General features: G+C 69.3%; 21 protein-coding genes and 1 tRNA gene. 2 read left to right on the top strand and 20 right to left on the bottom strand.

Going from position 1 to position 22,985, the window contains the following annotated elements:
• Positions 1-10 precede the first annotated feature (10 nt).
• The gene (gene polA / locus ACLKM7_RS11710; protein WP_436447346.1) at positions 11-2,668 is read right to left on the bottom strand and encodes a DNA polymerase I; all 2,658 of its coding nucleotides are present in this window, start codon (positions 2,666-2,668) and stop codon (positions 11-13) included.
• Between the two features lie 69 nt (positions 2,669-2,737).
• On the opposite strand from polA, the gene ACLKM7_RS11705 reads away from it, so the two are divergent.
• Positions 2,738-3,169, top strand: coding sequence for a PaaI family thioesterase (locus ACLKM7_RS11705; protein ID WP_436447345.1), 432 nt, complete (start codon positions 2,738-2,740; stop codon positions 3,167-3,169).
• A 48-nt stretch (positions 3,170-3,217) separates the two neighbouring features.
• Here ACLKM7_RS11705 and ACLKM7_RS11700 read toward each other — a convergent pair whose 3' ends face one another.
• On the bottom strand, positions 3,218-3,841 hold the full coding sequence (locus ACLKM7_RS11700; protein ID WP_109209425.1) for an ANTAR domain-containing response regulator: 624 nt from the start codon (positions 3,839-3,841) through the stop codon (positions 3,218-3,220).
• A gap of 45 nt (positions 3,842-3,886) precedes the next feature.
• On the opposite strand from ACLKM7_RS11700, the gene ACLKM7_RS11695 reads away from it, so the two are divergent.
• Positions 3,887-3,969 (top strand) — tRNA-Leu (locus ACLKM7_RS11695).
• Positions 3,970-4,225: 256 nt separating this feature from the next.
• Here ACLKM7_RS11695 and ACLKM7_RS11690 read toward each other — a convergent pair.
• From ACLKM7_RS11690 to fmt, 18 genes are all read right to left on the bottom strand, one after another.
• Complete coding sequence (locus ACLKM7_RS11690; RefSeq protein WP_436447344.1) at positions 4,226-4,618, bottom strand: PLDc N-terminal domain-containing protein; 393 nt, start codon at positions 4,616-4,618, stop codon at positions 4,226-4,228.
• A 75-nt stretch (positions 4,619-4,693) separates the two neighbouring features.
• Positions 4,694-6,142 (bottom strand): pyruvate kinase, encoded by a 1,449-nt coding sequence (gene pyk, locus ACLKM7_RS11685; protein ID WP_436447343.1) that lies wholly within the window; start codon positions 6,140-6,142, stop codon positions 4,694-4,696.
• 50 nt (positions 6,143-6,192) lie between these two features.
• Positions 6,193-7,659 carry a glutamate synthase subunit beta gene (locus ACLKM7_RS11680; protein WP_436447342.1) on the bottom strand — a complete coding sequence of 489 codons (1,467 nt, stop codon included), beginning with the start codon at positions 7,657-7,659 and terminating at the stop codon, positions 6,193-6,195.
• Positions 7,652-12,256 (bottom strand): glutamate synthase large subunit, encoded by a 4,605-nt coding sequence (gene gltB, locus ACLKM7_RS11675; protein WP_436447341.1) that lies wholly within the window; start codon positions 12,254-12,256, stop codon positions 7,652-7,654. Before gltB ends, ACLKM7_RS11680 begins: the two co-directional genes overlap by 8 nt.
• A 106-nt stretch (positions 12,257-12,362) precedes the next feature.
• Positions 12,363-13,325, bottom strand: a complete 963-nt coding sequence (lgt, locus tag ACLKM7_RS11670) for a prolipoprotein diacylglyceryl transferase (RefSeq protein ID WP_436447340.1) — start codon at positions 13,323-13,325, stop codon at positions 12,363-12,365.
• Positions 13,326-13,378: 53 nt separating this feature from the next.
• Positions 13,379-14,191, bottom strand: a complete 813-nt coding sequence (gene trpA, locus ACLKM7_RS11665) for a tryptophan synthase subunit alpha (RefSeq protein WP_436447339.1) — start codon at positions 14,189-14,191, stop codon at positions 13,379-13,381.
• Positions 14,188-15,441: a tryptophan synthase subunit beta gene (trpB, locus tag ACLKM7_RS11660; RefSeq protein ID WP_436447338.1), complete on the bottom strand. Its 1,254-nt coding sequence runs from the start codon at positions 15,439-15,441 to the stop codon at positions 14,188-14,190. Before trpB ends, trpA begins: the two co-directional genes overlap by 4 nt.
• On the bottom strand, positions 15,438-16,214 hold the full coding sequence (trpC, locus tag ACLKM7_RS11655; protein WP_436447337.1) for an indole-3-glycerol phosphate synthase TrpC: 777 nt from the start codon (positions 16,212-16,214) through the stop codon (positions 15,438-15,440). The genes trpB and trpC overlap by 4 nt, the downstream gene beginning before the upstream one ends.
• 2 nt (positions 16,215-16,216) lie before the next feature.
• Positions 16,217-16,447 (bottom strand): DUF6704 family protein, encoded by a 231-nt coding sequence (locus ACLKM7_RS11650; protein WP_436447336.1) that lies wholly within the window; start codon positions 16,445-16,447, stop codon positions 16,217-16,219.
• 43 nt (positions 16,448-16,490) lie between these two features.
• Positions 16,491-17,084, bottom strand: coding sequence for a Trp biosynthesis-associated membrane protein (locus ACLKM7_RS11645; protein ID WP_436447335.1), 594 nt, complete (start codon positions 17,082-17,084; stop codon positions 16,491-16,493).
• Entirely contained in the window at positions 17,081-17,443 is a 363-nt protein-coding gene (gene hisI, locus ACLKM7_RS11640) for a phosphoribosyl-AMP cyclohydrolase (RefSeq protein WP_436447334.1), read from the bottom strand. The genes ACLKM7_RS11645 and hisI overlap by 4 nt, the downstream gene beginning before the upstream one ends.
• Positions 17,440-18,213, bottom strand: coding sequence for an imidazole glycerol phosphate synthase subunit HisF (gene hisF / locus ACLKM7_RS11635; RefSeq protein ID WP_436447333.1), 774 nt, complete (start codon positions 18,211-18,213; stop codon positions 17,440-17,442). Before hisF ends, hisI begins: the two co-directional genes overlap by 4 nt.
• A gap of 16 nt (positions 18,214-18,229) precedes the next feature.
• Positions 18,230-19,072 carry an ATP phosphoribosyltransferase gene (gene hisG, locus ACLKM7_RS11630; RefSeq protein ID WP_436447332.1) on the bottom strand — a complete coding sequence of 281 codons (843 nt, stop codon included), beginning with the start codon at positions 19,070-19,072 and terminating at the stop codon, positions 18,230-18,232.
• Positions 19,073-19,115: 43 nt separating this feature from the next.
• Entirely contained in the window at positions 19,116-19,379 is a 264-nt protein-coding gene (locus tag ACLKM7_RS11625) for a phosphoribosyl-ATP diphosphatase (protein WP_168913874.1), read from the bottom strand.
• A 46-nt stretch (positions 19,380-19,425) separates the two neighbouring features.
• Entirely contained in the window at positions 19,426-19,935 is a 510-nt protein-coding gene (locus tag ACLKM7_RS11620) for a hypothetical protein (protein WP_436447331.1), read from the bottom strand.
• Positions 19,932-20,624: a ribulose-phosphate 3-epimerase gene (rpe, locus tag ACLKM7_RS11615; protein WP_436447330.1), complete on the bottom strand. Its 693-nt coding sequence runs from the start codon at positions 20,622-20,624 to the stop codon at positions 19,932-19,934. The genes ACLKM7_RS11620 and rpe overlap by 4 nt, the downstream gene beginning before the upstream one ends.
• 51 nt (positions 20,625-20,675) lie before the next feature.
• The gene (locus tag ACLKM7_RS11610; RefSeq protein WP_436447329.1) at positions 20,676-22,046 is read right to left on the bottom strand and encodes an RsmB/NOP family class I SAM-dependent RNA methyltransferase; all 1,371 of its coding nucleotides are present in this window, start codon (positions 22,044-22,046) and stop codon (positions 20,676-20,678) included.
• Positions 22,043-22,966, bottom strand: coding sequence for a methionyl-tRNA formyltransferase (gene fmt, locus ACLKM7_RS11605; protein WP_436447328.1), 924 nt, complete (start codon positions 22,964-22,966; stop codon positions 22,043-22,045). The genes ACLKM7_RS11610 and fmt overlap by 4 nt, the downstream gene beginning before the upstream one ends.
• Positions 22,967-22,985 lie beyond the last annotated feature (19 nt).

The raw sequence follows: 22,985 nt of genomic DNA, 5'->3' as shown, positions 1-22,985 counted from the left end.
GCGACCACGCTCAGTGGCCGGCCGAGTTCCAGTCTCCGCCGCGCCCGATCTGAACCTCGAGCGGCACCGAGAGCTCCGCGGCATCGCCCATGCGCTGACTGACCACCTGCTCCGCGGCATCCCACTCCCCCGGTGCGACTTCGATCACGAGCTCGTCGTGGATCTGCAGCAGCACGCGCGACCGCATCTCGCGAGCCGCGAAGTCGTCGTGGATGTGGAAGAGGGCGATCTTCATGATGTCGGCGGCACTGCCCTGGATGGGCGCATTCAGTGCGGCGCGTTCGGCGTTCTCGCGCAGCACGCGGTTCGGGCTGGCGAGATCCGGGAACGGTCGCCGGCGACCGAAGATCGTCTCGGTGTAGCCGTCGATGCGCGCTTGCTCCACCGAGGAGCGCAGGTAGTCGCGGACCGCGCCGAAGCGGGCGAAGTACTCCATCATGAGCTGCTTGGCCTCGGACTGCTCGATGCGCAGCTGCTTCGAGAGCCCGAAGGCCGACAGCCCGTAGACGAGACCGTACGACATGGCCTTGACCTTCGTGCGCATCGCGGGCGTCACGTCCTCAGGCGCCACGGCGAACACCCGGGCTCCGACGAAGCGGTGGAGATCCTCCCCCGAGTTGAAGGCCTCGATGAGGCCGGGATCCTCCGACAGGTGGGCCATGATGCGCATCTCGATCTGCGAGTAGTCGGCCGTGAGAAGCGTCTCGTAGCCCTCGCCCACGACGAAGGCGGAGCGGATGCGGCGGCTCTCTTCGGTGCGGATCGGGATGTTCTGCAGGTTGGGGTCGGTGCTCGAGAGGCGGCCCGTCTGGCTGCCGGTCTGCACGTACGTCGTGTGGATACGGCCGTCGGGTCCGATCGCCGCGTCGCCGCCGATGGCGCTGTCGAGCGACTCGATGATCTGGCGCAGCTTCGTCGCCTCTCGATGCTGCAGGAGGAGGTCCAGGAAGGGGTGAGGATTGGTTTCCTGCAGATCGGCGAGCACCGCGGCATCCGTGGAGTAGCCGGTCTTGGTCTTGCGGGTCTTGGGCAGCTGCAGCTCGTCGAACAGCACCTCCTGAAGCTGCTTGGGCGACCCGAGGTTGACCTCGCGCCCGATCGCCGTGTACGCGGCCTGGGCGAGCGCGTCGGCGCGCTGGGCGAGCTCGCCCGAGAACTCCGCCAGCGTGTCATGCGACACCGCGACCCCTGCCAGCTCCATGTCGGCAAGGGCCAGGAGCGTGGGCAGTTCGATGTCGCGGAGGACGGTCGCGACGCTGGGCGCCATCTCGGCTCGCACGGCTTCGGCCACCCGCAGGATGTACCAGGACAGCTGGCCCGGAGTGGCACCCTCCGTCTCGGGAACGAGCTGCGTGGGATCGGCTTCGGGCAGCTCCTCGTCGAGGTACCTGTCGACCAGATGCGCGAGCGACTTGTCGGGAAAACTCGGCCGCAGCAGCCAGCCGGCGACGATCACGTCGAACGAGAGCCCGCCGATCGCGAGCCCTGCGCGCCGCAGCGCCTTGATCTGCGGCTTCGCGTCGCTGAAGACCTTCGCGGCGTCCGAGGCGAGCCACGGAGAGATGGCCTGCTCGACCTCCGGAGTGAGCGTTGCCTCGACCGCAGAATCCTTCGTGGCGAAACCGACCCGTCGCGGCAGGCCGCCTTCGACGACGACGGTGACGCCGACGTCGCCGGCCGCGTTGTCCAGCCACGCCACGAGATCGCCCGGTGCCGGCTCTTCGGCCGTCGGCGCCAGCATCGCCGCGGCGGAGGTCACGGCCGCCATCTGCTGCTCGATGCCGGCGAGCTCGGCCACGCGGGGGATGAGGGTCTTGAACTCGAGGCGGGCGAAGATGTCGCGGACCGCTTGCGCATCCATCGGCTGCACCTCGAGATCTCCCGGGCCGAGAGGCAGCTCGACGTCGGTCATGAGGCGGTTGAGCATGCGGTTGCGCCGGACGTCCTCGACGTGCTCGCGCAGGTTGTTGCCGACGACGCCCTTGATGGTCTCGGCGCCCTCGAGCAGCGCGTCGAGAGAGCCGAACTGGGTGAGCCACTTGACGGCGGTCTTCTCCCCCACCTTCGGGACACCGGGAAGGTTGTCGCTGGTCTCGCCGACCAGTGCGGCGATGTCGGGATACTGCTCGGGCGGCACGCCGTACCGCTCGATGACCGCCTCCCGGTCGTAGCGCTTGAGCTGCGACACTCCCTGCACGTTAGGATACAGCAGGATGATGTCGTCATTGACGAGCTGGATCGTGTCTCGGTCGCCGGAGCACACGAGCACGCGGAAGCCGTCGGCCGCCGCCTGCGTGGCGAGCGTCGCGAGGATGTCGTCGGCCTCGATGTCCTCCTGCTGCAGCACACGGATGCTCATCGCTGCGAGGCAGTCCTGCAGCAGCGGGATCTGCCCCTTGAACTCGGACGGCGTCTCGGAGCGGTTGGCCTTGTACTCCGGGTACTCGCGGCTGCGGAAGGACTGCCTGGACGTGTCGAACGCCACCGCCAGGTGCGTGGGCTTCTCGGCCTTGATGAGATTGATCAGCATGGCCAGGAACCCGTAGATCCCGTTCGTGTGCTGGCCGTCCTTCGTCGAGAAGTTGTCGACCGGGAGGGCGTAGAAGGCGCGATACGCCAGCGAATGGCCGTCCACGACGAGAAGGGTAGGCTTTGCGAAGTCCGTCACCCTGCAAGCCTAGCCAGGCCCGCGGACAGCCAGATCGCCCCCACGACCTGCAAGACCGAAGGTGCCGCCATGCCCGAACAGTCCGTCTCTCACCAGAACGCGCTGGAATGGGCGCTCGGGCGGGGACTCGGCGCGCTCGCGGAGCGCATGGGGTTCGAATGGCTCGAGTTCACCCCCGAGCGAGCCGTCGCGCGCATGCCGGTCGAGGGCAACACGCAGCCGGTCGGGCTCTTCCACGGAGGGGCATACGTCGTGCTCGGCGAGTCTCTCGGATCGATGCACGCGAACTATCACGCCGGTCCCGGCAGGCTCGCGGTGGGCGTGGACATCAACGCCACCCACACGCGTTCGGCGACGAGCGGATACGTGACCGGCGTCTGCACGCCGGTGCACCTCGGCAGCAGCATCGCGGTCCACGAGATCGTCGTCTCCGACGATCAGGGCCGGCGCTGCTCGACGGTCCGCATCACCAACCACATCAAGACACTCCCCCAGACATGAACGAAGCGGATGCCCCGGTCGGGGCATCCGCTGTCGTCGAAGTCCTGTTCAGCCCTTCTTGGGCGCGAGCTGCTCGATGATCGCCTTCGCGACGTCCTGCATGGTGAGACGGCGGTCCATGGACGCCTTCTGGATCCAGCGGAACGCCTCGGGCTCGGACAGGCCCATCTTCTCGTTGAGGAGGCCCTTCGCGCGGTCGACCAGCTTGCGGGTCTCGAAGCGCTCGACCATGTCGGCGACCTCGGCCTCGAGCGTGATGATCTGCTCGTAGCGGGCCAGGGCGATCTCGATCGCGGGCAGCAGGTCGTTCGGCGTGAACGGCTTGACGACATAGGCGAGAGCGCCCGCTTCGCTCGCACGCTCGACGAGTTCCTTCTGGCTGAAGGCGGTGAGCAGCACGACGGGGGCGATGTGATTCTTGCTGAGCTTCTCGGCGGCTGAGATGCCGTCGAGCTGCGGCATCTTGACGTCCATGATGACGAGGTCGGGGCGCAGCTCGGTGGCAAGCGCCACCGCGGTCTCGCCGTCACCTGCCTCTCCGACGACATCGAAGCCGTTGTCGCGGAGGATCTCGACGATGTCGAGTCGGATCAGCGATTCGTCCTCGGCCACCACGACACGACGTGGGGTGGAAGCCGTCGATGCGGCGGTCTGCTCCTGCTCAGTCACCATTGAATCCTACGGTATGGTCGTTCGCGGACGCGCCGCGAGGCGCGGGCCGGTGTGGCGGAATGGCAGACGCGACCGACTCAAACTCGGTTGCCCGAAAGGGCGTGTGGGTTCGACTCCCACCACCGGCACGGCTGAGGGGAAGCCGCCCGAAGGGTGCCTTCCCCTCTGCCGTGCCGGTCGGGGCTTGGGAAGAGCGCGCTTGTGGGTGGGCCCACGCGGCCAGAGGCTCCGCGCGACGCGCCAGCGGCGCGTGGAGGGGCCGTGGGGACGACTCCCACCACCGGCACCGCAGAGGGGCCGTGGGGACGACTCCCACCACCGGCACGGTCAAGACAGCGATGAGCGGATGCCCCGGGCCGAGGCATCCGCTCATGTCATCGGCTGCTACGCGCCGAAGTACTGGTTTCCGAGCGCCTTGCTCTTGAGGGCGTCGAACTCGCCCTGCGAGATCGTGCCGGCGTCCAGGAGCGCCTTGGCTTTGGCGATGTCGTCCGCGGGGCTCGTCGAAGCAGCCGGACGATAGTCGTCGGACTCCGGCACCACACCGCGGCGGTACGACTGCGAGCGCTGCGCCATGCCCTTGCCGCGGGCGATGATGTAGATCAGCGCCGTGAGGAACGGTACGAACACCAGGGCGATGATCCACAGCGCCTTGAACCAGCCGTTGAGCTCGTGGTCGCGGAACAGGTCCGTGATGATGACGATCACCACGTAGAGGTACGCGATGAAATAGAAGCTCCACAGCAGGAACCAGAACAGTTCACCGAACAAGGACATCGGCGTCACCTTTCACAGAGAACGGGAGGGTGCGACCCACAGTAGTGGTCGCACCCTCCCGTCAAGAAGGATCCGTCAGTCCCGTGTCTTGTAGATCGGGGCCTTGCCGTGGACGGCGTCGCCCACCTTGTGGATGCGGATGTCGTTCGTCGAGCCGATGATCCCGGGGGGCGAGCCGGAGATCACCACGACCTTGTCGCCGACCTTCGCGAGGTCGTTCGACAGCAGATAGTCGTCGACCTGGATGAACATCAGGTCGGTGTGGGCGACGTGCTCGACGAGGGTCGAGCGCACGCCCCACGTGAGAGCCATGCGGCGGCGGATCGCCGGATCGGGAGCGAACCCGATCATGGGGATACGGGGACGCAGGCGCGACATGCGACGCGCCGTGTCGCCGGACTCGGTGAAGATGCAGAGGTACTTCGCGTCGACGAACTCCGCGACCTCCATCGCAGCCAGCGTGATGGCGCCGCCCTGGGTGCGCGGCTTCGTGGTGAGCGGCAGGATGCGCTCCAGGCCGTGCTCCTCGGTCGAGTTGATGATGCGGGCCATGGTCTCGACCACGATGACCGGATACTTGCCGACGCTGGTCTCGCCCGACAGCATCACCGCGTCCGCGCCGTCGAGCACCGCGTTGGCGACGTCGCTGGTCTCGGCGCGCGTGGGAACCGGGTTCTCGATCATCGACTCGAGCATCTGCGTCGCGACGATGACCGGCTTGGCCATGCGGCGGCAGAGCTCGACCGCGCGCTTCTGGACGATCGGCACCGCCTCCAGCGGAAGCTCCACGCCCAGGTCGCCGCGGGCGACCATGATGCCGTCGAACGCGTCGATGATCTCTTCGAGGTTGTCGACCGCCTGCGGCTTCTCGATCTTCGCGATGACCGGGACGTGGCGTCCCTCTTCGGCCATGATCACGTGGACGCGCTGGACGTCCTTGGCGCTGCGGACGAACGACAGCGCGATGATGTCGGCTCCGGCCTGCAGACCCCAGCGCAGATCGGCCTCGTCCTTCTCGGACAGAGCCGGGACATTGACGGCGACGCCGGGCAGGTTGATGCCCTTGTTGTTCGACACCGGACCGCCCACGATGACCTTCGTGGTGACGACCGTGCCGTCGGTCTCGACGACCTCGACACGGACCTTGCCGTCGTCGATGAGCAGGAAGTCGCCCCGCTTGACGTCGTTCGGAAGACCCTTGAAGGTCGTGCCGACGATCTCTTTGGTGCCGAGGACGTCTTCGGTGGTGATCTTGAAGATGTCGCCGGCGGCGAGCTCGTGGGGTCCGTTCTCGAACTTGCCGAGGCGGATCTTGGGGCCCTGCAGGTCGACCAGGATCGCGACCGCGCGACCGGCGTCATCCGCGGCCTTGCGTACGTTGGCGAAGTTGTTGTCGTGGACCGAGTAGTCCCCGTGGCTCAGGTTGAATCGGGCCACATCCACGCCGGCGTCGATGATCGCGCGGACCATCTCATACGTCGACGTGGCGGGTCCCAGGGTGGCGACGATCTTGGCGCGTCTCATCCGTGGTTTTTCTCCGGGTGGGTGTGAAGGTGGCGAATGCCTCGGCCAGCCTACGCGGGCTGCAGACCGATGGCGACATCCTGCGGGCGGACGGGCGAAGGCAGCTGGGTCTCGCCCATGAGGTAGCGGTCGACGCTCGCGGCAGCCGCACGGCCCTCGGCGATCGCCCACACGATGAGCGACTGGCCTCGGCCGGCGTCGCCGGCGACGAAGACCCCGGGAGCAGTGGTCTGGTAGTCGTCGTCGCGGTGCACGCTGCCGCGGTCGCTGAACTGCGCTCCGAGCTGCTGGTCGAGAAGCGCCTGCTCGGGACCGGTGAAGCCCATCGCGATGAGCACGAGGTCGGCGGGGATGTCGCGCTCGGTGCCGCTCTTGGGTACGCGCCGGCCATCGACGAACTCGGTCTCGGCGACGCGCAGCGCGCGCACCTCGCCCACGTCGTTCGAGAGGAACTCGACGGTGGAGGCGAGGAAGGACCGTTCGCCGCCCTCTTCGTGCGCCGACTGCATCTCGAAGAGAGTCGGCGTCATGGGCCACGGCTGGTGCTCGGGGCGCTCGCCCGGAGGGCGGCGACCGATGGCCAGGTTCGTCACGCTCAGCGCGCCGTGCCGGTGCGCCGTGCCGATGCAGTCCGCACCGGTGTCGCCACCGCCGATGACGACGACGTGCTTGCCCTCCGCGGTGATCTGATTGGGCACCGCATCACCGGCGACCGCCTTGTTCGACTCGACGAGGTACTCCATCGCGAAGTGAACGCCGGCCAGATCCCGGCCAGGGATCGGGAGGTCTCGCGGGACCGTCGCGCCAGTGGCGATGACGACCGCGTCGTAGCGCGCCCGCAGATCGCTCCACGAGATGTCCGTGCCGATCTCGACGCCGGCACGGAAGCGCGTGCCCTCGTCCTGCATCTGGCGAAGACGCGACTCGAGGTGCTTCTTCTCCATCTTGAAGTCGGGGATGCCGTAGCGCAGGAGTCCGCCGATGCGGTCGTCGCGCTCGAACACCGCGACAGTGTGCCCGGCACGGGTCAGCTGCTGTGCGGCCGCGAGGCCCGCCGGCCCCGAACCCACGACGGCGACCGTCTTGCCGGTGAGGCGCCCGGGCGGCTCGGGCTCGACCCAGCCGTTCGAGAAGGCCTCGTCGATGATCGAGACCTCGACCTGCTTGATCGTGACCGCCGGCTGGTTGATGCCCAGCACGCAGGAGCTCTCGCACGGGGCCGGGCAGAGGCGACCGGTGAACTCCGGGAAGTTGTTGGTCGCGTGCAGCCGCTCGATCGCCGCGCGGCCTTCGCCGCGCCACGTCAGGTCGTTCCACTCCGGGATGAGGTTGCCCAGCGGGCAGCCCTTGTGACAGAAGGGCACGCCGCAGTCCATGCAGCGCCCGGCCTGGCGGCGCAGCACCGCTGTGTCACCCGGCTCGTAGACCTCTTTCCAGTCCATGATGCGCACCGGCACGGGCCGCCGCGGAGGCAGCTCTCGCTCGGTGACCTTCAGAAAGCCCTTCGGGTCAGCCACCCGTCACCTCCAGGATGCGGTTCCAGACGACGTCGCCGTCGGGGTCCAGCCCCTCGGCGACGGCGTCCTGACGGGTCTGAAGCACCGCGGCGTAGTCGCGCGGCATGACCCTGACGAAATTGTCGAGCTCGCTCTCGAAGTCGTCGAGCAGCGCTTGGGCGAGCGACGACTCGGTCTCGGCGATGTGCTGCACGAGCAGGTCGCGCAGGATCGCGGCATCCCCGGATCCGAGCTCGCCCAGCTCGAGCTCACCGGTGGCCAGCGCCTCACGGTTGACCAGCTTGCGGTCGAGCTTGTACACATAGGCGGTGCCGCCCGACATGCCCGCGCCGAGGTTTCGGCCGGTGGCGCCGAGGATGACGGCCAGGCCACCGGTCATGTACTCGAGGGCGTGGTCGCCGACCCCTTCCACCACCGCGGTCGCGCCGGAGTTGCGGACGAAGAACCGCTCCCCCACGACGCCGCGCAGGAACAGCGTGCCCTGCGTCGCGCCGTAGCCGATGACGTTTCCGGCGATGACGTTCTGCGATGCGTCGAAGGCGGCGCGACGCGGCGGCCGGATGACGATCTGGCCCCCCGAGAGACCCTTGCCCACGTAGTCGTTGGAGTCGCCCTCCAGCCGCAGCGTGATGCCGGCCGGCATGAAGGCTCCGAGCGACTGCCCTGCCGACCCGGTGAGGTTGACCACGATGCTGCCCGACGGCAGCCCGTTCTCGCCTCGTGCCCGCGTGACGTGGTGTCCGAGCAGAGTGCCGACGGCGCGTTCCGTATTGCGGATCGGCAGGTCGATCGTGATCTGGCCGCCGTGGGCGAGGACGTCCTGGGCCGGTTCGATGAGCTGCACGTCGAAGTGCTTGTCGAGCTCGTGCAGCTGCACGGTGGTGTTGCGCCGCGGCTCCTCGGCGGAGAAGACCGGACCCTCGAGCACCGGGGTGAGGTCGAGCCCGCTCGCCTTCCAATGCTCGATGGCGCCGTTCACGTCGAGCAGCTCGGAGTGGCCGATCGCCTCGTCGAGCGAGCGGAAGCCCAGCTCGGCGAGGTACTCGCGCACCTCCTCGGCGATGAACTCCATGAAGTTCACGACGAACTCGGGCTTGCCGTTGAAGCGCGCGCGCAGCACCGGGTTCTGCGTGGCGACTCCCACCGGACAGGTGTCGAGGTGGCACACGCGCATCATGATGCAGCCGGAGACGACCAGGGGCGCCGTCGCGAAGCCGAACTCCTCGGCGCCCAGCAGGGCGCCGATGACGACGTCACGGCCGGTCTTCAGCTGCCCGTCGACCTGCACCACCACGCGGTCGCGCATGCCGTTGAGCATGAGCGTCTGCTGCGTCTCGGCCAGGCCGAGCTCCCACGGCGTGCCCGCGTGCTTGAGCGAGTTGAGCGGGCTCGCGCCGGTGCCGCCGTCGTGGCCGGACACCAGGATCACGTCGGCCAGCGCCTTGGCAGTGCCGGCGGCGACCGCGCCGATGCCCGACTGGCTCACGAGCTTCACGTGCACGCGGGCGCCCGGGTTGGCGCGCTTGAGGTCGAAGATCAGCTGCTTGAGATCCTCGATCGAGTAGATGTCGTGGTGCGGAGGCGGCGAGATCAGGCCGACACCCGCCGTCGCGTGCCGCGTGCGGGCGACCCACGGATACACCTTGGTCGGCGGAAGCTGGCCACCCTCGCCGGGCTTGGCGCCCTGAGCGAGCTTGATCTGGATGTCGTCGGCCTCGGTGAGGTAGAGGCTCGTCACGCCGAAGCGACCGGATGCCACCTGCTTGATCGCGCTGCGTCGTTCCGGGTCGAGCAGCCGGTCGACGTCCTCGCCGCCCTCGCCGGTGTTCGACTTGCCGCCGAGACGGTTCATCGCGATGGCGAGCGTCTCGTGCGCCTCCCTCGAGATCGAGCCGTAGCTCATCGCGCCGGTGGAGAACCGCTTCACGATCGACGAGACCGGCTCGACCTCGTCGATCGGCACAGGCTTGCGCCCTTCCGTCTTGAAGCGGAAGAGGCCGCGCAAGGTCTTGAGTTCGTTCGCCTGGTCGTCGACCAGCTTCGTGTACTCACGGAAGATGTCGTATCGACGCGTGCGCGTGGAGTGCTGCAGCCGGAACACGGTGTCGGGGTTGAACAGGTGCGGCGATCCGTCACGGCGCCACTGGTATTCGCCGCCGGTCCACAGCCGCTCGTGTGCGCGGACGGCCGCGTCCTCGGGATACGCGAAGTCGTGCCGGGCCTGGTTCTCGGCCGCGATCTGCTCGATGCCGATGCCCCCGAGCTTGGTCTCGGTACCGGTGAAGTAGGTGTCGACGAACTCCTGCGAGAGGCCGATCGCCTCGAAGACCTGCGCGCCGGCGTAGGAGGAGACCGTCGAGATGCCCATCTTGGACATGATCTTCAGCACGCCCTTGCCGAGCGCGTAGATCAGGTTCTTGACCGCCTTCTCGGGCGAGACGCCGGTGATGAAGCCGGCGCGGACGAGGTACTCCACCGTCTCCATCGCAAGGTACGGGTTGACCGCCGACGCGCCGTAGCCGATGAGCGTCGCGACGTGGTGCACCTCGCGCACGTCGCCGGCCTCGACGACCAGGCCGACCTTCATGCGGTTCTCGCGTCGGATCAGGTGGTGATGGATCGCCGAGAGCATCAGCAGCGACGGGATGGGGACGAGGTCCTTGTTCGAGTCGCGGTCGCTCAGGATGATGAACTCCGCGCCGTGATCGATCGCCTCATCCACTTCGGCGCACATCTCGTCGATGCGCGCCTTCATCGTGCCGGGGCCGGCGTCGAAGTGGTAGAGGCCGCGGATCGTGACGGATCGCCGTCCCGGAAGCGCCTTGTCGATGTTCTGGAGCTTGGCCAGCTCGTCGTTGTCGATCACCGGGAAGTCCAGGGTGATCGCGCGTGCGTGGTCGGCGCCCCAGTCGAGCAGATTGCGCTCGGGGCCGAGCCCGAGCGACAGCGACGTGACGACCTCTTCGCGGATGGAGTCCAGCGGCGGGTTGGTGACCTGCGCGAACTGCTGCGTGAAGTAGTCGAAGAGCAGCCGGGGCCGCTCGCTCAGCACCGCGACGGGGGTGTCGGAGCCCATGGCGCCCAGCGGCTCGGCTCCGGTCTGACCCATGGGCGTGAGGAGGATCCGCACCTCTTCCTCGGTGTAGCCGAACGTCCGCTGACGTCGGGTGATCGAGGCGATCGGGTGCACGATGTGCTCCCGCTCGGGCAGATCCGCCAGGCGGACCCGGCCGTGGTCGAGCCATTCCTGCCACGGGGCGAGGCCGGCCAGCTGAGACTTGATCTCGTCATCCTCGACGATGCGCCGCTGCGCGGTGTCGACGAGGAACATGCGCCCGGGACGCAGCCGGCCGCGACGCTTGATGCGCTCGGGCTCGAAGTCCAGCACACCGGTCTCGCTGCCGATGACGACCAGGCCGTCGGTGGTCTCGGTCCAGCGGCCAGGACGGAGACCGTTGCGGTCGAGCGTCGCTCCGACGAGCGTGCCGTCCGTGAAGATGAGCGCCGCCGGACCGTCCCACGGCTCCATCTGCATGGAGTGGTACTCGTAGAACGCACGGACCTTGGGGTCGATGTCGGCCTGCTTCTCGTACGCCTCCGGCACCATCATCATGATGGCGTGGGGCAGGCTGCGGCCGGTGAGCGTGAGGAGCTCGAGGACCTCGTCGAACGACGCCGAGTCGCTGGCACCTTCGGTGCAGATGGGCAGCAGCGGGCGGATGTCGCCGAGCAGCTCGGACTCGAGCTGCGACTGGCGCGCGCGCATCCAGTTGCGGTTGCCGTTGACCGTGTTGATCTCGCCGTTGTGCGCCAGCATGCGCAGGGGCTGGGCGAGCGGCCAGGACGGGAAGGTGTTGGTCGAGTAGCGCGAGTGCACGACGGCGAGCTCGGAGGCGAAGCGCTCGTCCTGCAGGTCGGGGTAGAACGGCTCGAGCTGCAGCGTCGTGACCATGCCCTTGTACCCGAGAGTGCGGGTCGACAGTGAGACGAAGTAGGCGTCGAGCTCGGTGCGCGCGCGCTTGCGCAGCCGGAAGGTGCGGCGGTCGAGCGCGATGCCCGACAGAGCGGGCGCGTCCCCCACCGCCGGGTGCGAGACGAACAGCTGCTCGAACGCGGGGCGGGCCTCGAACGCCAGCTTTCCCAGGTGCTCGTCGGACGTCGGCACCTCGCGCCAGCCCAGCACGGTGAGGTTCTCGGATGCCGCGATGCGTTCGATCCCGGCCTTCTGGGCGGCACGCGCCGCGTCGTCTCGCGGAAGGAAGATCATTCCCGCCGCGTACTCCCCCACCGGCGGCAACGTGAAGTCGACCATGGCACGCAGGAACTCGTCAGGCATCTGGGTGAGGATGCCGGCGCCGTCGCCCGTGCCGGCATCGGACCCGATGGCGCCGCGGTGCTCGAGGTTGCGCAGCGCGGTCAGCGCCAGATCGATGATGTCGTGGCCGGCGTGGCCGCGCAGTGTCGCGACCATCGCCAGGCCGCACGCGTCCTTCTCGAACGCGGGGTTGTACATGCCCTGCTTCAGGGGAAGACCCGCGAGGCCTGCAGCGGGGGTGTTCGCCTTCGTGGAGGCGAGACGACGGGGGCTCGAAGCCATACCTACCGTCCTCACATTGATGCTCATGATGGGACGACGTCGGCCCTGGGGCGCGTTCTCGGGGGAAGACCGCGTTGATCGTGGCGGCTCTGAGTGAGAGCCCGGCTCACGGCTGCGCTTGTGGCGCCCGTTCGTCGACGACGGACGTCGGGGGTTCGCTGACGTCGACGAAGTCGTCGGTGTCCTGCGATTGTACAGCCCCTTCCGGCGTCCACTCGCGTCCGGGGACATACGGCGACGGCTCGTATCCGGGATGGCGGCGCTTCTGCACGAAGAAGATCACGAGTCCGAGGACGACCCCGGCGATGGCGGCCCACACATTCGTGCGGATGCCGAGGAAGATGTCGCTCGGATCGATGCGGATCGACTCCCACACGATACGGCCGGCGCTGTACCAGATCAGGTAGAGCGCGAACAGCCGGCCCCACTGCAGGCGGAAGCGGGCGCCCACCCACAGCAGTACCAGCACGCCCAGGCCGTTCCACAGCACCTCATACAGGAACGTCGGGTGGAAGAGGGTGCCCTCGGGCAGCCCGATCGGCCAAGCGGGGTTCGGATAGTCGATCTCGAGACCCCACGGGACATCCGTCGGCAGGCCGAAGAGCTCCTGGTTGAACCAGTTGCCGAAGCGGCCGATGGCCTGTGCCAGCAGAAGACCCGGCGCCAGTGCGTCGGCGAACGTCCAGAACCGGATTCCGGTCCATCGGCATCCGAGCCATGCGCCGACCGCGCCGCCGATGAGGGCGCCGTAGATGGCGATGCCGCCCTCCCAGATGTACAGCGCCGAGAGCGGGTTCGCCCCCTCGCCGAAGTAGAAGTCCCAGTGCGTGACGACGTGGTAGATGCGGGCCGCGATGATCGCCAGCGGCACCGCGAGCAGCGCGATGTCGATGACCACCCACGGCTCGGCGCCGCGCTTTGTGAGGCGATGGTTGGTCAGCAGCACCGCGATGATGATGCCCGTGATGATGCAGAGGGCGTAGATGTGGATACGCAGCGGACCGAAGTCGAAGTAGCTGATCGACGGGCTCGGGATGCTGGCGACGACGCTCGCGGCGGCGGTGATCATGGCAGAACCGTGTCCTTGCTGGTGGGAGTTCGGCGGCGGCCGACCTCAGAAGTCTAGTTCGAGGCCCGCGTGGTGCCCGAAGCGATGGAGCGCGCGGTCGCGGAGAGGCCCTCCAGGCCGCCGTCCCGCAGTGCGCGAACGAGTGCCGTGCCGACGATCGCGCCGTCCGCGTATTCGAGCACGCCGCTCACGTGCGCCGCGTTGGAGATCCCGATGCCCACACATGCGCGCACCACACCGTCGGGACTCGTCGTGCCGCGCTCACGAAGCCGAGCGACGAGCGTCCGGGCCGCGGCATCCAGCTGCTCCCTCTCCCCCGTGATCCCCATGGTCGAGACGGTGTACACGAAACCGGTCGAGTTCGCGATGATCAGGTCCAGACGCTCGTCGGTCGACGTCGGGGCGGCGAGGAAGACCCGGTCGAGGCCCGTCCGCTCGCTGGCGGCGATCCACTCCGGCGCAGCCTCGGGCGTGACGTCGGGTGTGATGAGCCCCGCGCCGCCGGCGGCCGCCAGGTCGTCCGCGTAACGGTCGACCCCGTACTGCAGCACCGGATTCCAGTACGTCATGACGAGCACCGGAACATCCACTCGTCGGGTGATCTCACGCACGGCGGTGAACGTGTCTCGCAGGCGGAATCCGCCTGCGAGCGCGGCCTGCGTCGCCTCCTGGATGACGGTGCCGTCCATGACCGGATCGGAATACGGCGGTCCGAGCTCCAGCACATCCGCGCCGCTCTCGGCGAGGGTCACCGCCGCCTCGATGCTGGTCTCGAGATCGGGGAAGCCGATCGGCAGATAGCCGATGAAGGCGCCGCGTCCCGCGGCGTGTGCGGCGTCGATCGCCGCGGCCACCCGCGAGGTCATAGCTTGGTGCCCTCTCCCTTGGCCGCCTCGTCCGCCGGCGCGGCATCCACGACGGCGGCGTCGTACAGCTCGAAGTAGCGGGCGGCGGTGTCCATGTCCTTGTCGCCGCGGCCCGAGAGGCACACCGCGAGGATCGCGTCGGGACCGAGCTCACGCCCCACCCGGAGGGCGCCGGCAAGGGCGTGCGCCGACTCGATCGCCGGGATGATGCCCTCCGTCTCGGAGAGCAGGCGCAGCGCCTGCATGGCCTCATCGTCAGTGGCGGGAATGTACTGCGCCCGCCCGATCGACGCGAGCCACGCGTGCTCCGGGCCGACGCCCGGGTAGTCCAGCCCGGCCGAGATCGAGTGCGACTCGATGGTCTGGCCGTCCTCGTCCTGCAGGACGAAGGTCTTCGCGCCGTGGAGGACGCCGGGACGGCCGCGTTCGATGGACGCGGCATGGCGGTCGGTGTCGACGCCGTCGCCGGCGGCTTCCACCCCGTACAGAGCGACACCGTCATCGTCCAGGAACGCGTCGAACATGCCGATCGCGTTCGAGCCGCCGCCGACGCACGCGAGGACGGCATCCGGAAGTCGTCCGGCTTCTTCGAGCAGCTGGGCGCGCGCCTCTTCGCTGATCACCTTCTGGAAATCGCGCACCATCGCCGGGAACGGATGCGGGCCGGCGGCCGTGCCGAAGATGTAGTTCGTCGTCTCGACGCTCGCCACCCAGTCGCGGTACGCCTCGTTGATCGCGTCCTTGAGGGTGCGTGAGCCGGTCGTGACGGGGATCACCTCGGCGCCGAGCAGGCGCATGCGCGCGACGTTCAGCGCCTGGCGCTCGGTGTCGACCTCGCCCATGTAGATCGTGCAGTCGAAGCCGAACAGTGCGGCGGCCGTCGCGGTCGCGACGCCGTGCTGCCCGGCACCGGTCTCGGCGATGACGCGCGTCTTGCCGAGGCGCTTGGTCAGCAGCGCCTGCCCGAGCACGTTGTTGATCTTGTGCGAGCCGGTGTGGTTGAGGTCCTCGCGCTTGAGGAACACGCGCGCGCCGCCGGCGTGGGCGGCGAAGCGCGGCACCTCGGTGATCGGCGACGGCCGCCCCGCATACGAGTGCAGCAGGCGCGCGAGCTCGGACTGGAACGCCGGGTCGGCCTTGGCGGCCTCGTATTCTTCGGTCAGCTCATCGATCGCGGCGATGAGCGACTCGGGCATGAAGCGGCCGCCGAACTCTCCGAAGAGGGGTCCGGGCGCCTGGCGAAGAGTCATGCGCCGGCCTCCAGGAATGTGCGCAGGGTGGACACGGGGTCGTTCGTCACGAGGGCCTCCCCCACGAGCACCACGTCGGCACCGGCCGCGCGGTAGTGGGCGACATCGGCGGGCGCGAGCACTGCGGACTCGGCGATCTTGACGGCGTCGGCGGGGATGCGATCGGCCAGGCGGCCGAAGAGGTCGCGGTCCAGCTCGAATGTCGACAGGTCGCGCGCGTTCACACCGACCAGTCGCGCGCCGATGTCGGCGGCGCGGTCGATCTCGCTCTTCGAGTGCGTCTCGACCAGCGGCGTCATGCCGAGCTCGAGGGCGAGCCCGTGCAGCCGCTGGAGCACGTCCTGCTCGAGTGCCGCGACGATCAGCAGAACCAGGTCGGCGCCGGAAGCGCGCGCCTCGAGCACCTGATACTCGGTCGCGATGAAGTCCTTGCGGAGCACCGGCACCGACACCGCAGCGGTGACAGCCTCGAGATCTGCGAGGCTCCCCTTGAACCGGCGCCCCTCGGTGAGCACCGATATGGCCGAGGCGCCGCCTTCCTCGTACCGGCGGGCCTGCAGCGCGGGGTCGGGGATCTCCGCCAGATCGCCGCGGGACGGGCTGGCACGCTTGACTTCGGCGATGATCTTCACGCGATCAGCGGGGGCGAGAGCGGCGAGGACGTCGCGGGCCGGTGGCTGTGCGAGAGCTGCGGCCTCGACCGCCGCAACCGGGCGTGCCGACGCGCGTCGCTCGGCGTCCTCAACCGCGCCGGCCGTGAGGTCGGCGAGCATGATCAGTGCTCTTTCGGGGTGTACTTCGAGCCGTTCACGCCGTAGCCCGCCTTCGCGAGCGCCCAGCCCACGATGAGCCCGACGACCAGGAGCGCGGCGGATGCCCACACCAGAGCGGGCATGTCGAACCAGTAGAAGACCACTCCCAGGGTGACGGCGACGAGCATGATCACGACGGCCGTCCAGGCTGCGGGCGAGTGTCCGTGGCCGGGATCGCCGATGTTGTTGCTCATGGGTGTCCTCCTGGAAAAGCGCGGAATGCCGCCAGTCTAGCGGTCAGGTGGTGGGATCCTCGCCACGCGACAGGTCGTCCCAGTCGTCGATGGCGTCGTGCGGCCGGGATCCGCCGGACGCGGAACGGGCGGATTCCTCCGTGCGGTAGCGGCGTCCGGTGGCCGTCCACTTCCGCGCTGTGGCGACGGTGAACAAGCCGGCCGCGACGAGCAGAACCCATCCCGCGAGCGTGATCGCGGGCCATGGCGTCGCCGTGATCGACGCGACGAGATCCGATACCGACGACTCGCCGGCGATGCCGGTGGATTCCGTGACGACGGACGCCACGGCCGAGACCGGGCGTGCGAACGCCACCTGCGCGCTCAGCCAGGCCAGCACCAGGCCGATCAGCACCGACAGCGCGCCGAACACGTACCGCAGCACGAGGCCGACGATCGACAGCGCGGCTCCCAGGGCGAGCACGGCGAGACTCAGCGGCGCGAGCACCGGGACGGCCGAGGCGCCGGGGACCTCAAGCGCGTGCTCCACGCCGTCGTCGAGGACCGCTGTCAGCCATGTCTGCGTCGAAGAGATGACGCCGATCGCGCCGCACGCGACGGTGACCACCACCGCCAGCAGGCGGGCGCGGCGGATCACGCCTGGCGCTCCGCCACGACGGGGTCCAGGTCATCGGCGTCGAAGCACGTCCGCGTGCCGGTGTGGCACGCCGGACCGACCTGCTCGACCTCGACGAGGATGGCATCGCCGTCGCAGTCGAGGCGGGCGCCGCGCACGAGCTGGATGTTCCCGGACGTGTCGCCCTTGCGCCAGTATTCGCGGCGTGAACGCGACCAGAAGGTGACACGACCTTCACTGAGTGTGCGGCGCAGGGCTTCGGCATCCATCCAGCCGAGCATGAGCACCTCGCGCGAGTCCCACTGCTGGATGATCGCGGCAACGAGGCCGTCGCCGTTGAAGGCGACCCTGCCCACGCGCTCGTCGACGGACTCGGTCATGACGGCACCTCTCGGACGGCGATTCCCGCAGCGGCGATGGCGGCTTTGACGTCGCCCACCGTCAGCTGGCCGGAGTGGAAGACGGATGCTGCCAGCACGGCGTCGGCACCCGCCTCGATGGCGGGGCCGAAATCGGCTGCGCGCCCGGCTCCCCCGGAGGCGATGACCGGAACGCTCGACAGCTCCCGCATGAGTGCGACGAGCTCGAGGTCGAACCCCTGCTTCGTGCCGTCGGCGTCGATCGAGTTCACGAGGAGCTCGCCCGCGCCGCGCTCGATCGCCTCGCGCGCCCACGCGAGGGCGTCGAGGCTCGTCTCGGTGCGTCCGCCGTGCGTGGTCACCACGAAGCCGGATTCCGTCTTGTCGGTGCGCTTGACGTCGAGCGAGAGCACGAGCACCTGTGCGCCGAACCGGTCGGCGATCTCGTCGAGGAGGACTGGACGCGCGATCGCCGCCGAATTGACGCCGATCTTGTCGGCGCCGACCGAGAGCAGCCGGGCGACGTCGTCGGTCGAGCGCACTCCGCCGCCCACGGTGAGCGGGATGAACACCTCCTCGGCCGTGCGGCGCACCACGTCGTACGTCGTGGAGCGGTCGTCGACGGTCGCGGTGACGTCCAGGAAGGTGATCTCGTCGGCGCCCTGACGGAAGTACTCCGCCGCGAGCTCGACCGGATCGCCCATGTCGCGCAGGTTCTGGAAGTTCACGCCCTTGACGACCCGGCCCGCGGCCACGTCCAGGCAGGGGATCACACGGCAGACCAGGCTCATGGCATCACCTCAGGCATCAGAGCCTCGCGTTGTGGATCGCCGTCACCAGGATCGCGCGCGCGCCCATGGCGTACAGCGCGTCCATCACGTGGTTGACCCCGGTGCGGGCCACCATCACGCGCACCGCGACCCACGCGGGATCCCGCAGCGGCGAGATGGTCGGAGACTCCACGCCGGGCGCGATCTTCACCGCCTCGTCGACGAGCTCGGCGGGGAGGTCGTAGTCGACCATGACATAGCGGCGGGCGACCATCACGCCGCGCAGGCGCCGCAGCAGCGTCTGCGTCGCCTCGACGTCGGTCGGGCCCGTGATGAGAACCGCCTCGGACTGCAGGAGCACCGGTCCGAAGATCTCGAGCTCCGCCTGACGGAGCGTGGTTCCGGTCGACACCACGTCGGCCACCGCATCCGCCACCCCGAGCCTGACCGCCGATTCGACGGCGCCGTCCAGGGGCACGAGGTCGACGGCCACACCGTGATCGTCGAGGAAGCCGTCGACGAGACCGGGATACGCGGTCGCGACGCGCACGCCCTCGAGATCCTTCACCGTCGAGAACCGGCCGGGCGGGCCCGCGAAGCGGAACGTCGAATCGCCGAAGCCCAGCGCCTCGATCTCGCGCGCCCCGGGCATGCGGGCGTCGAGCAGCAGGTCTCTGCCGGTGATGCCCACGTCGAGGGCGCCGGAGCCGACGTAGGTCGCGATGTCCTTGGGGCGCAGATAGAAGAACTCGACCTCGTTCTGAGGGTCGATGACGTGCAGGTCCTTCGGATCGCGGCGACCGGTGTAGCCGGCCTCGTGAAGCATCTCGGAGGCGGTCTCGGCGAGCGAGCCCTTGTTCGGCACGGCGATTCGCAGCATGGCAGCGGGGCTTTCGGGTTCGTGGGCGGACGGGGATGCGCGCTCAGAGATGTCGGTAGACATCCTCGAGGGTCAGCCCTTTCGCGAGCATCAGCACCTGAAGGTGGTACAGCAGCTGCGAGATCTCCTCGGCTGCGGCATCCGTCGACTCGTACTCGGCCGCCATCCACACCTCGGCGGCCTCTTCCACGATCTTCTTTCCGATGGCGTGGACGCCCGCGTCCAGCTGCGCGACGGTACCCGATCCCTCAGGCCGCTCGGCCGCCTTCGCGGCGAGCTCGGCGAACAGCGTGTCGAACGTCTTCACCATGCCAGGTTATCGCCACTGGGATGACCCGCGGACCCGCGTGACGTCAGTGGACGAGGATGCTGAGTCCGACCACGAGCAGCCCGAGGGCCGTCGTCGCGAGGGTGCCGAGGATGCGCCAGCCCAGCGGGCTGCCGTTGCGCGCGGCGTTGGCGTACCCGATGACCGCGAGGAGCACGACCCCGCTCCCCAGGGCCAGGAAGTACGCGGTGTACTCCTCGACGACCCCCGTCGCCCCAAGGAGGAGCAGAACGGCGGGCACCAGCATCGCGACGACCATGCCCGACGAGTGGCGCACGCCATCGGCTACGGCCGTGCCGAGCGGCTTCGCGGGCCGGGACGCGCGGCTCGCGACGACAGCGGCGTAGATGTGAGCGAGCCAGAACACCAGGACCGTCCCCACGACGAAGATCAGCACCTCGAGGTCGGTCTCGTCCTCCCAGCCGACCGCGATGAGCGCGGTGACCAGGACGAGGCCGTACACGGCGTGCTCGCCGCTGTAGGCGTCGAGGACGCGCCGGATGCCCCGGCGGGCCGGGACCTCTTGATCGCTCATACCCGATGCTGTTTCGCGGCGGCGCGGAGACCCGCGATGGCGTTCGTGGGATCGTCTGCACCGAAGACCGCCGAGCCGGCGACGAAGGTGTCGGCGCCCGCCTCGGCAGCCTGAGCGATCGTGGACTCGCCGATCCCGCCGTCCACCTGCAGCCACACGGACGAGCCTCGGCGCCGCGCCTCGTCGGCCAGGCGACGCAGCTTCGGCATCGTCTCGGGCATGAACGACTGCCCACCGAAGCCGGGCTCCACGGTCATGACGAGGATCTGGTCGAAGTCGTCGAGCAGGTCGAACAGCCCGTCCACGGGCGTCGCGGGCTTGACGGCGACCCCCGCCCGCGCTCCTATCGACCGCAGGCGCCGCGCGAGCGCGACAGGCTCGGTGGCCGCCTCGAGGTGGAACGTGACGGATGCCGCCCCCAGCTCGGCATAACCCGGAGCCCACCGATCGGGATCGGAGATCATCAGGTGCACATCGAGCGGCACCGGGCTGGTGGCCTGGATGCGCTCGACCATCTGGCGCCCGAACGTCAGATTCGGGACGAAGTGGTTGTCCATGACGTCGACATGGACGAAGTCGGCGGTGGCGATGCGCGCCAGCTCGGCCTGCATGTTGACGAAGTCGGCGGCGAGGACGCTGGGATTGATCCGGATGCCGACCTCGCGGCCGGTCTGGTCAGTGGTGGGCACGCGTCCATTATGGTCGAGCACCACTCGGGCGCCCGGCCGTGACCCGACAGATCACACGCGGCGCAACAGCGTCACCGACATCGCGTCGGTGTTGTGCCGGTGCGGCCACAGCTGTGCCCGGCCGCTGCCGTCAGCCTGCTCCGGAAGACCGGGATCGGCATCCGACAGCGTCGCGATCACATCGCGGGCCGAGATCTCTTCGATCGCCGCTCCCCACTCGCGACGCACGTCGGCGACCACGCCGGCCGTCTCGGCGAGGTGCGGCGAGCAGGTGACATATGCGACGACACCGCCGGGCTTGAGGGCGCCGACCGCGGCGTCGAGCAGCTCGCGCTGCAGCTCGGTCAGCGAAGGCACGTCGCTCGGCGCCTTCCGCCAGCGCGCCTCGGGGCGTCGGCGCAGCGCGCCGAGCCCCGTGCACGGGGCGTCGACGAGGATGCGGTCGTACGTGTCGCGGGCTTCGGCAGCGCGGACACGTCCGTCCTGCTCCGACACCGGCACCTCCAGGGGCACCCCCTCCAGCGCCCGGCGGACGAGTCCCGCCCGCGCCGGTGAGATCTCATTGGCCTCGAGCGAGGCGCCGTGCGCGAGTGCCTCGGCGGCCAGGACCGCGGTCTTGCCGCCCGGCCCGGCACACAGATCCAGCCACCGTTCCCCGGCGCCGACCGGCATGGCGCGGGTCAGTGCGAGCGCCGCCAGCTGCGAGCCTTCGTCCTGCACGCGGATGCGTCCGCCCGAGCCCCGGACGATCCCCTCGGGGTCGCCGCCGCCGAGGCGGAACCCGATCGGCGAGAACGGCGTGCGCCGGGCATCCTCGGGAGGTTCGGCCAGCCCCGGCAGCGCGGCCATCGTGACGCGCGGCGCCGCGTTGTCGGCGGTGAGGAGTGCTTCGAGCTCGTCGGCGCGACCTTCGGCGGCCAGCGCGCGCCTGAAAGCGCGGACGACCCACACCGGGTGCGAGAACAGCAGTCCGAGCTGCTCGTCGTCCGACCGCGCGCTCGCCGCGACGTGCGTCATCCAATCGCCGGGCGTGTCACGCGACACGCGTCGCAGCACCGCGTTCGCGAATCCCGCGGCGCCGCGCCCCGCGGCTGCTCGCGCGAGCTCGACGGATTCGTTCACGGCCGCGTGCGAGGCGACGCGCGTCGAGAGCAGCTGGTGCACGCCCAGGCGCAGTGCGTCCAGGACGGCGGGATCGATCTCGTGCACGGGGCGGTCGGCGGCGATCGCGATCACGGCGTCGTACGTGCCCTGGCGGCGCAGCGTGCCGTAGGTGAGCTCGGTGGCCAGTGCCGCATCGGCGCCGGCCAGTCCGGCGCGCACGATCGACGTGGGCAGCAGCAGGTTCGCGTACGCGTCCGACTCGTGCACCGCGCGGATCGTCTCGTACGCGACGCGGCGCGCGGCAACCGTCGCACTCATGCCGCCACCACGGTGTCGGTGCCGCGGAGGCCGCGCCACCAGTCGGCGGCGCGCATCGCGCCTTTGCCGGCCGGCTGCACGGTGTCGATGAGGATCGGCACGGAGCCCGTGCCGGCCACCACCTCGCGACCGTGCAGCGCGAACGTGCCGGGCTGCAGGGCGGGAGCATCGGCGGGGGCACGACGGACCGCGATCACCTTCAGGCGCGAGCCATCGACGGACGTGTGCGCTCCCGGTTCCGGGGTGACGCCGCGGATCCGGCCGAGCACTGCCTCGGCGGGGTCGCTCCAGCGGATGCGGCCATCCTCGTCGTCGAGCTTGGACGCGTACGTCGGCTGCCCCCGCTGCGGCTGAGCGACCGCGGTCCCCTGTGCGAGGCGCTCGACGACGTCGACGAGCAGCTCGGCGCCTTCGTGCGCGAGTGTGTCGAGGAGCTCGCCGGCCGTCGCGTCCGCCGGGATGTCGAGCGCGATCTCGCCGAAGACGTCTCCGGCGTCGAGTTCGGGAACCAGCTGGAACACGCCGGCACCCGTGCGCCGGTCGCCGGCGATGAGCGCGTGCTGCACGGGGGCGGCCCCACGCCAACGCGGCAGAAGCGAGAAGTGCAGGTTGATCCAGCCGTGGACCGGTGCCGACAGCAGGGGCTCGCGCACGAGCCCGCCGTACGCGACGATCACTCCGAGGTCCGGCGCCAGCGCCGCGACCTGCTCGGTGACGGCGGCGTCCAGGCGGTCGGCACGGATGACGTCGAGCCCGAGTTCGACGGCAGCGGCGGCCACCGGCGACGGCGTGAGCACGCGCTTGCGACCCAGCGGCGCATCGCGACGCGTGATGACCGCCGCGATGTCGTGACCGGATGCCGCGAGCCGCCGAAGCGACGGGACGGCAGGCGCCGGCGTGCCGGCGAAGACGAGGCGCATGAAGCTCCCTGCGTGGCGG

It is taken from the genome of Microbacterium sp. I2, from assembly GCF_051364985.1.
Taxonomy (GTDB): Bacteria; Actinomycetota; Actinomycetes; order Actinomycetales; family Microbacteriaceae; genus Microbacterium.
Note: the sequence above shows the minus strand (reverse complement) of the source record. Positions and strands in the feature narration are given on the sequence as shown.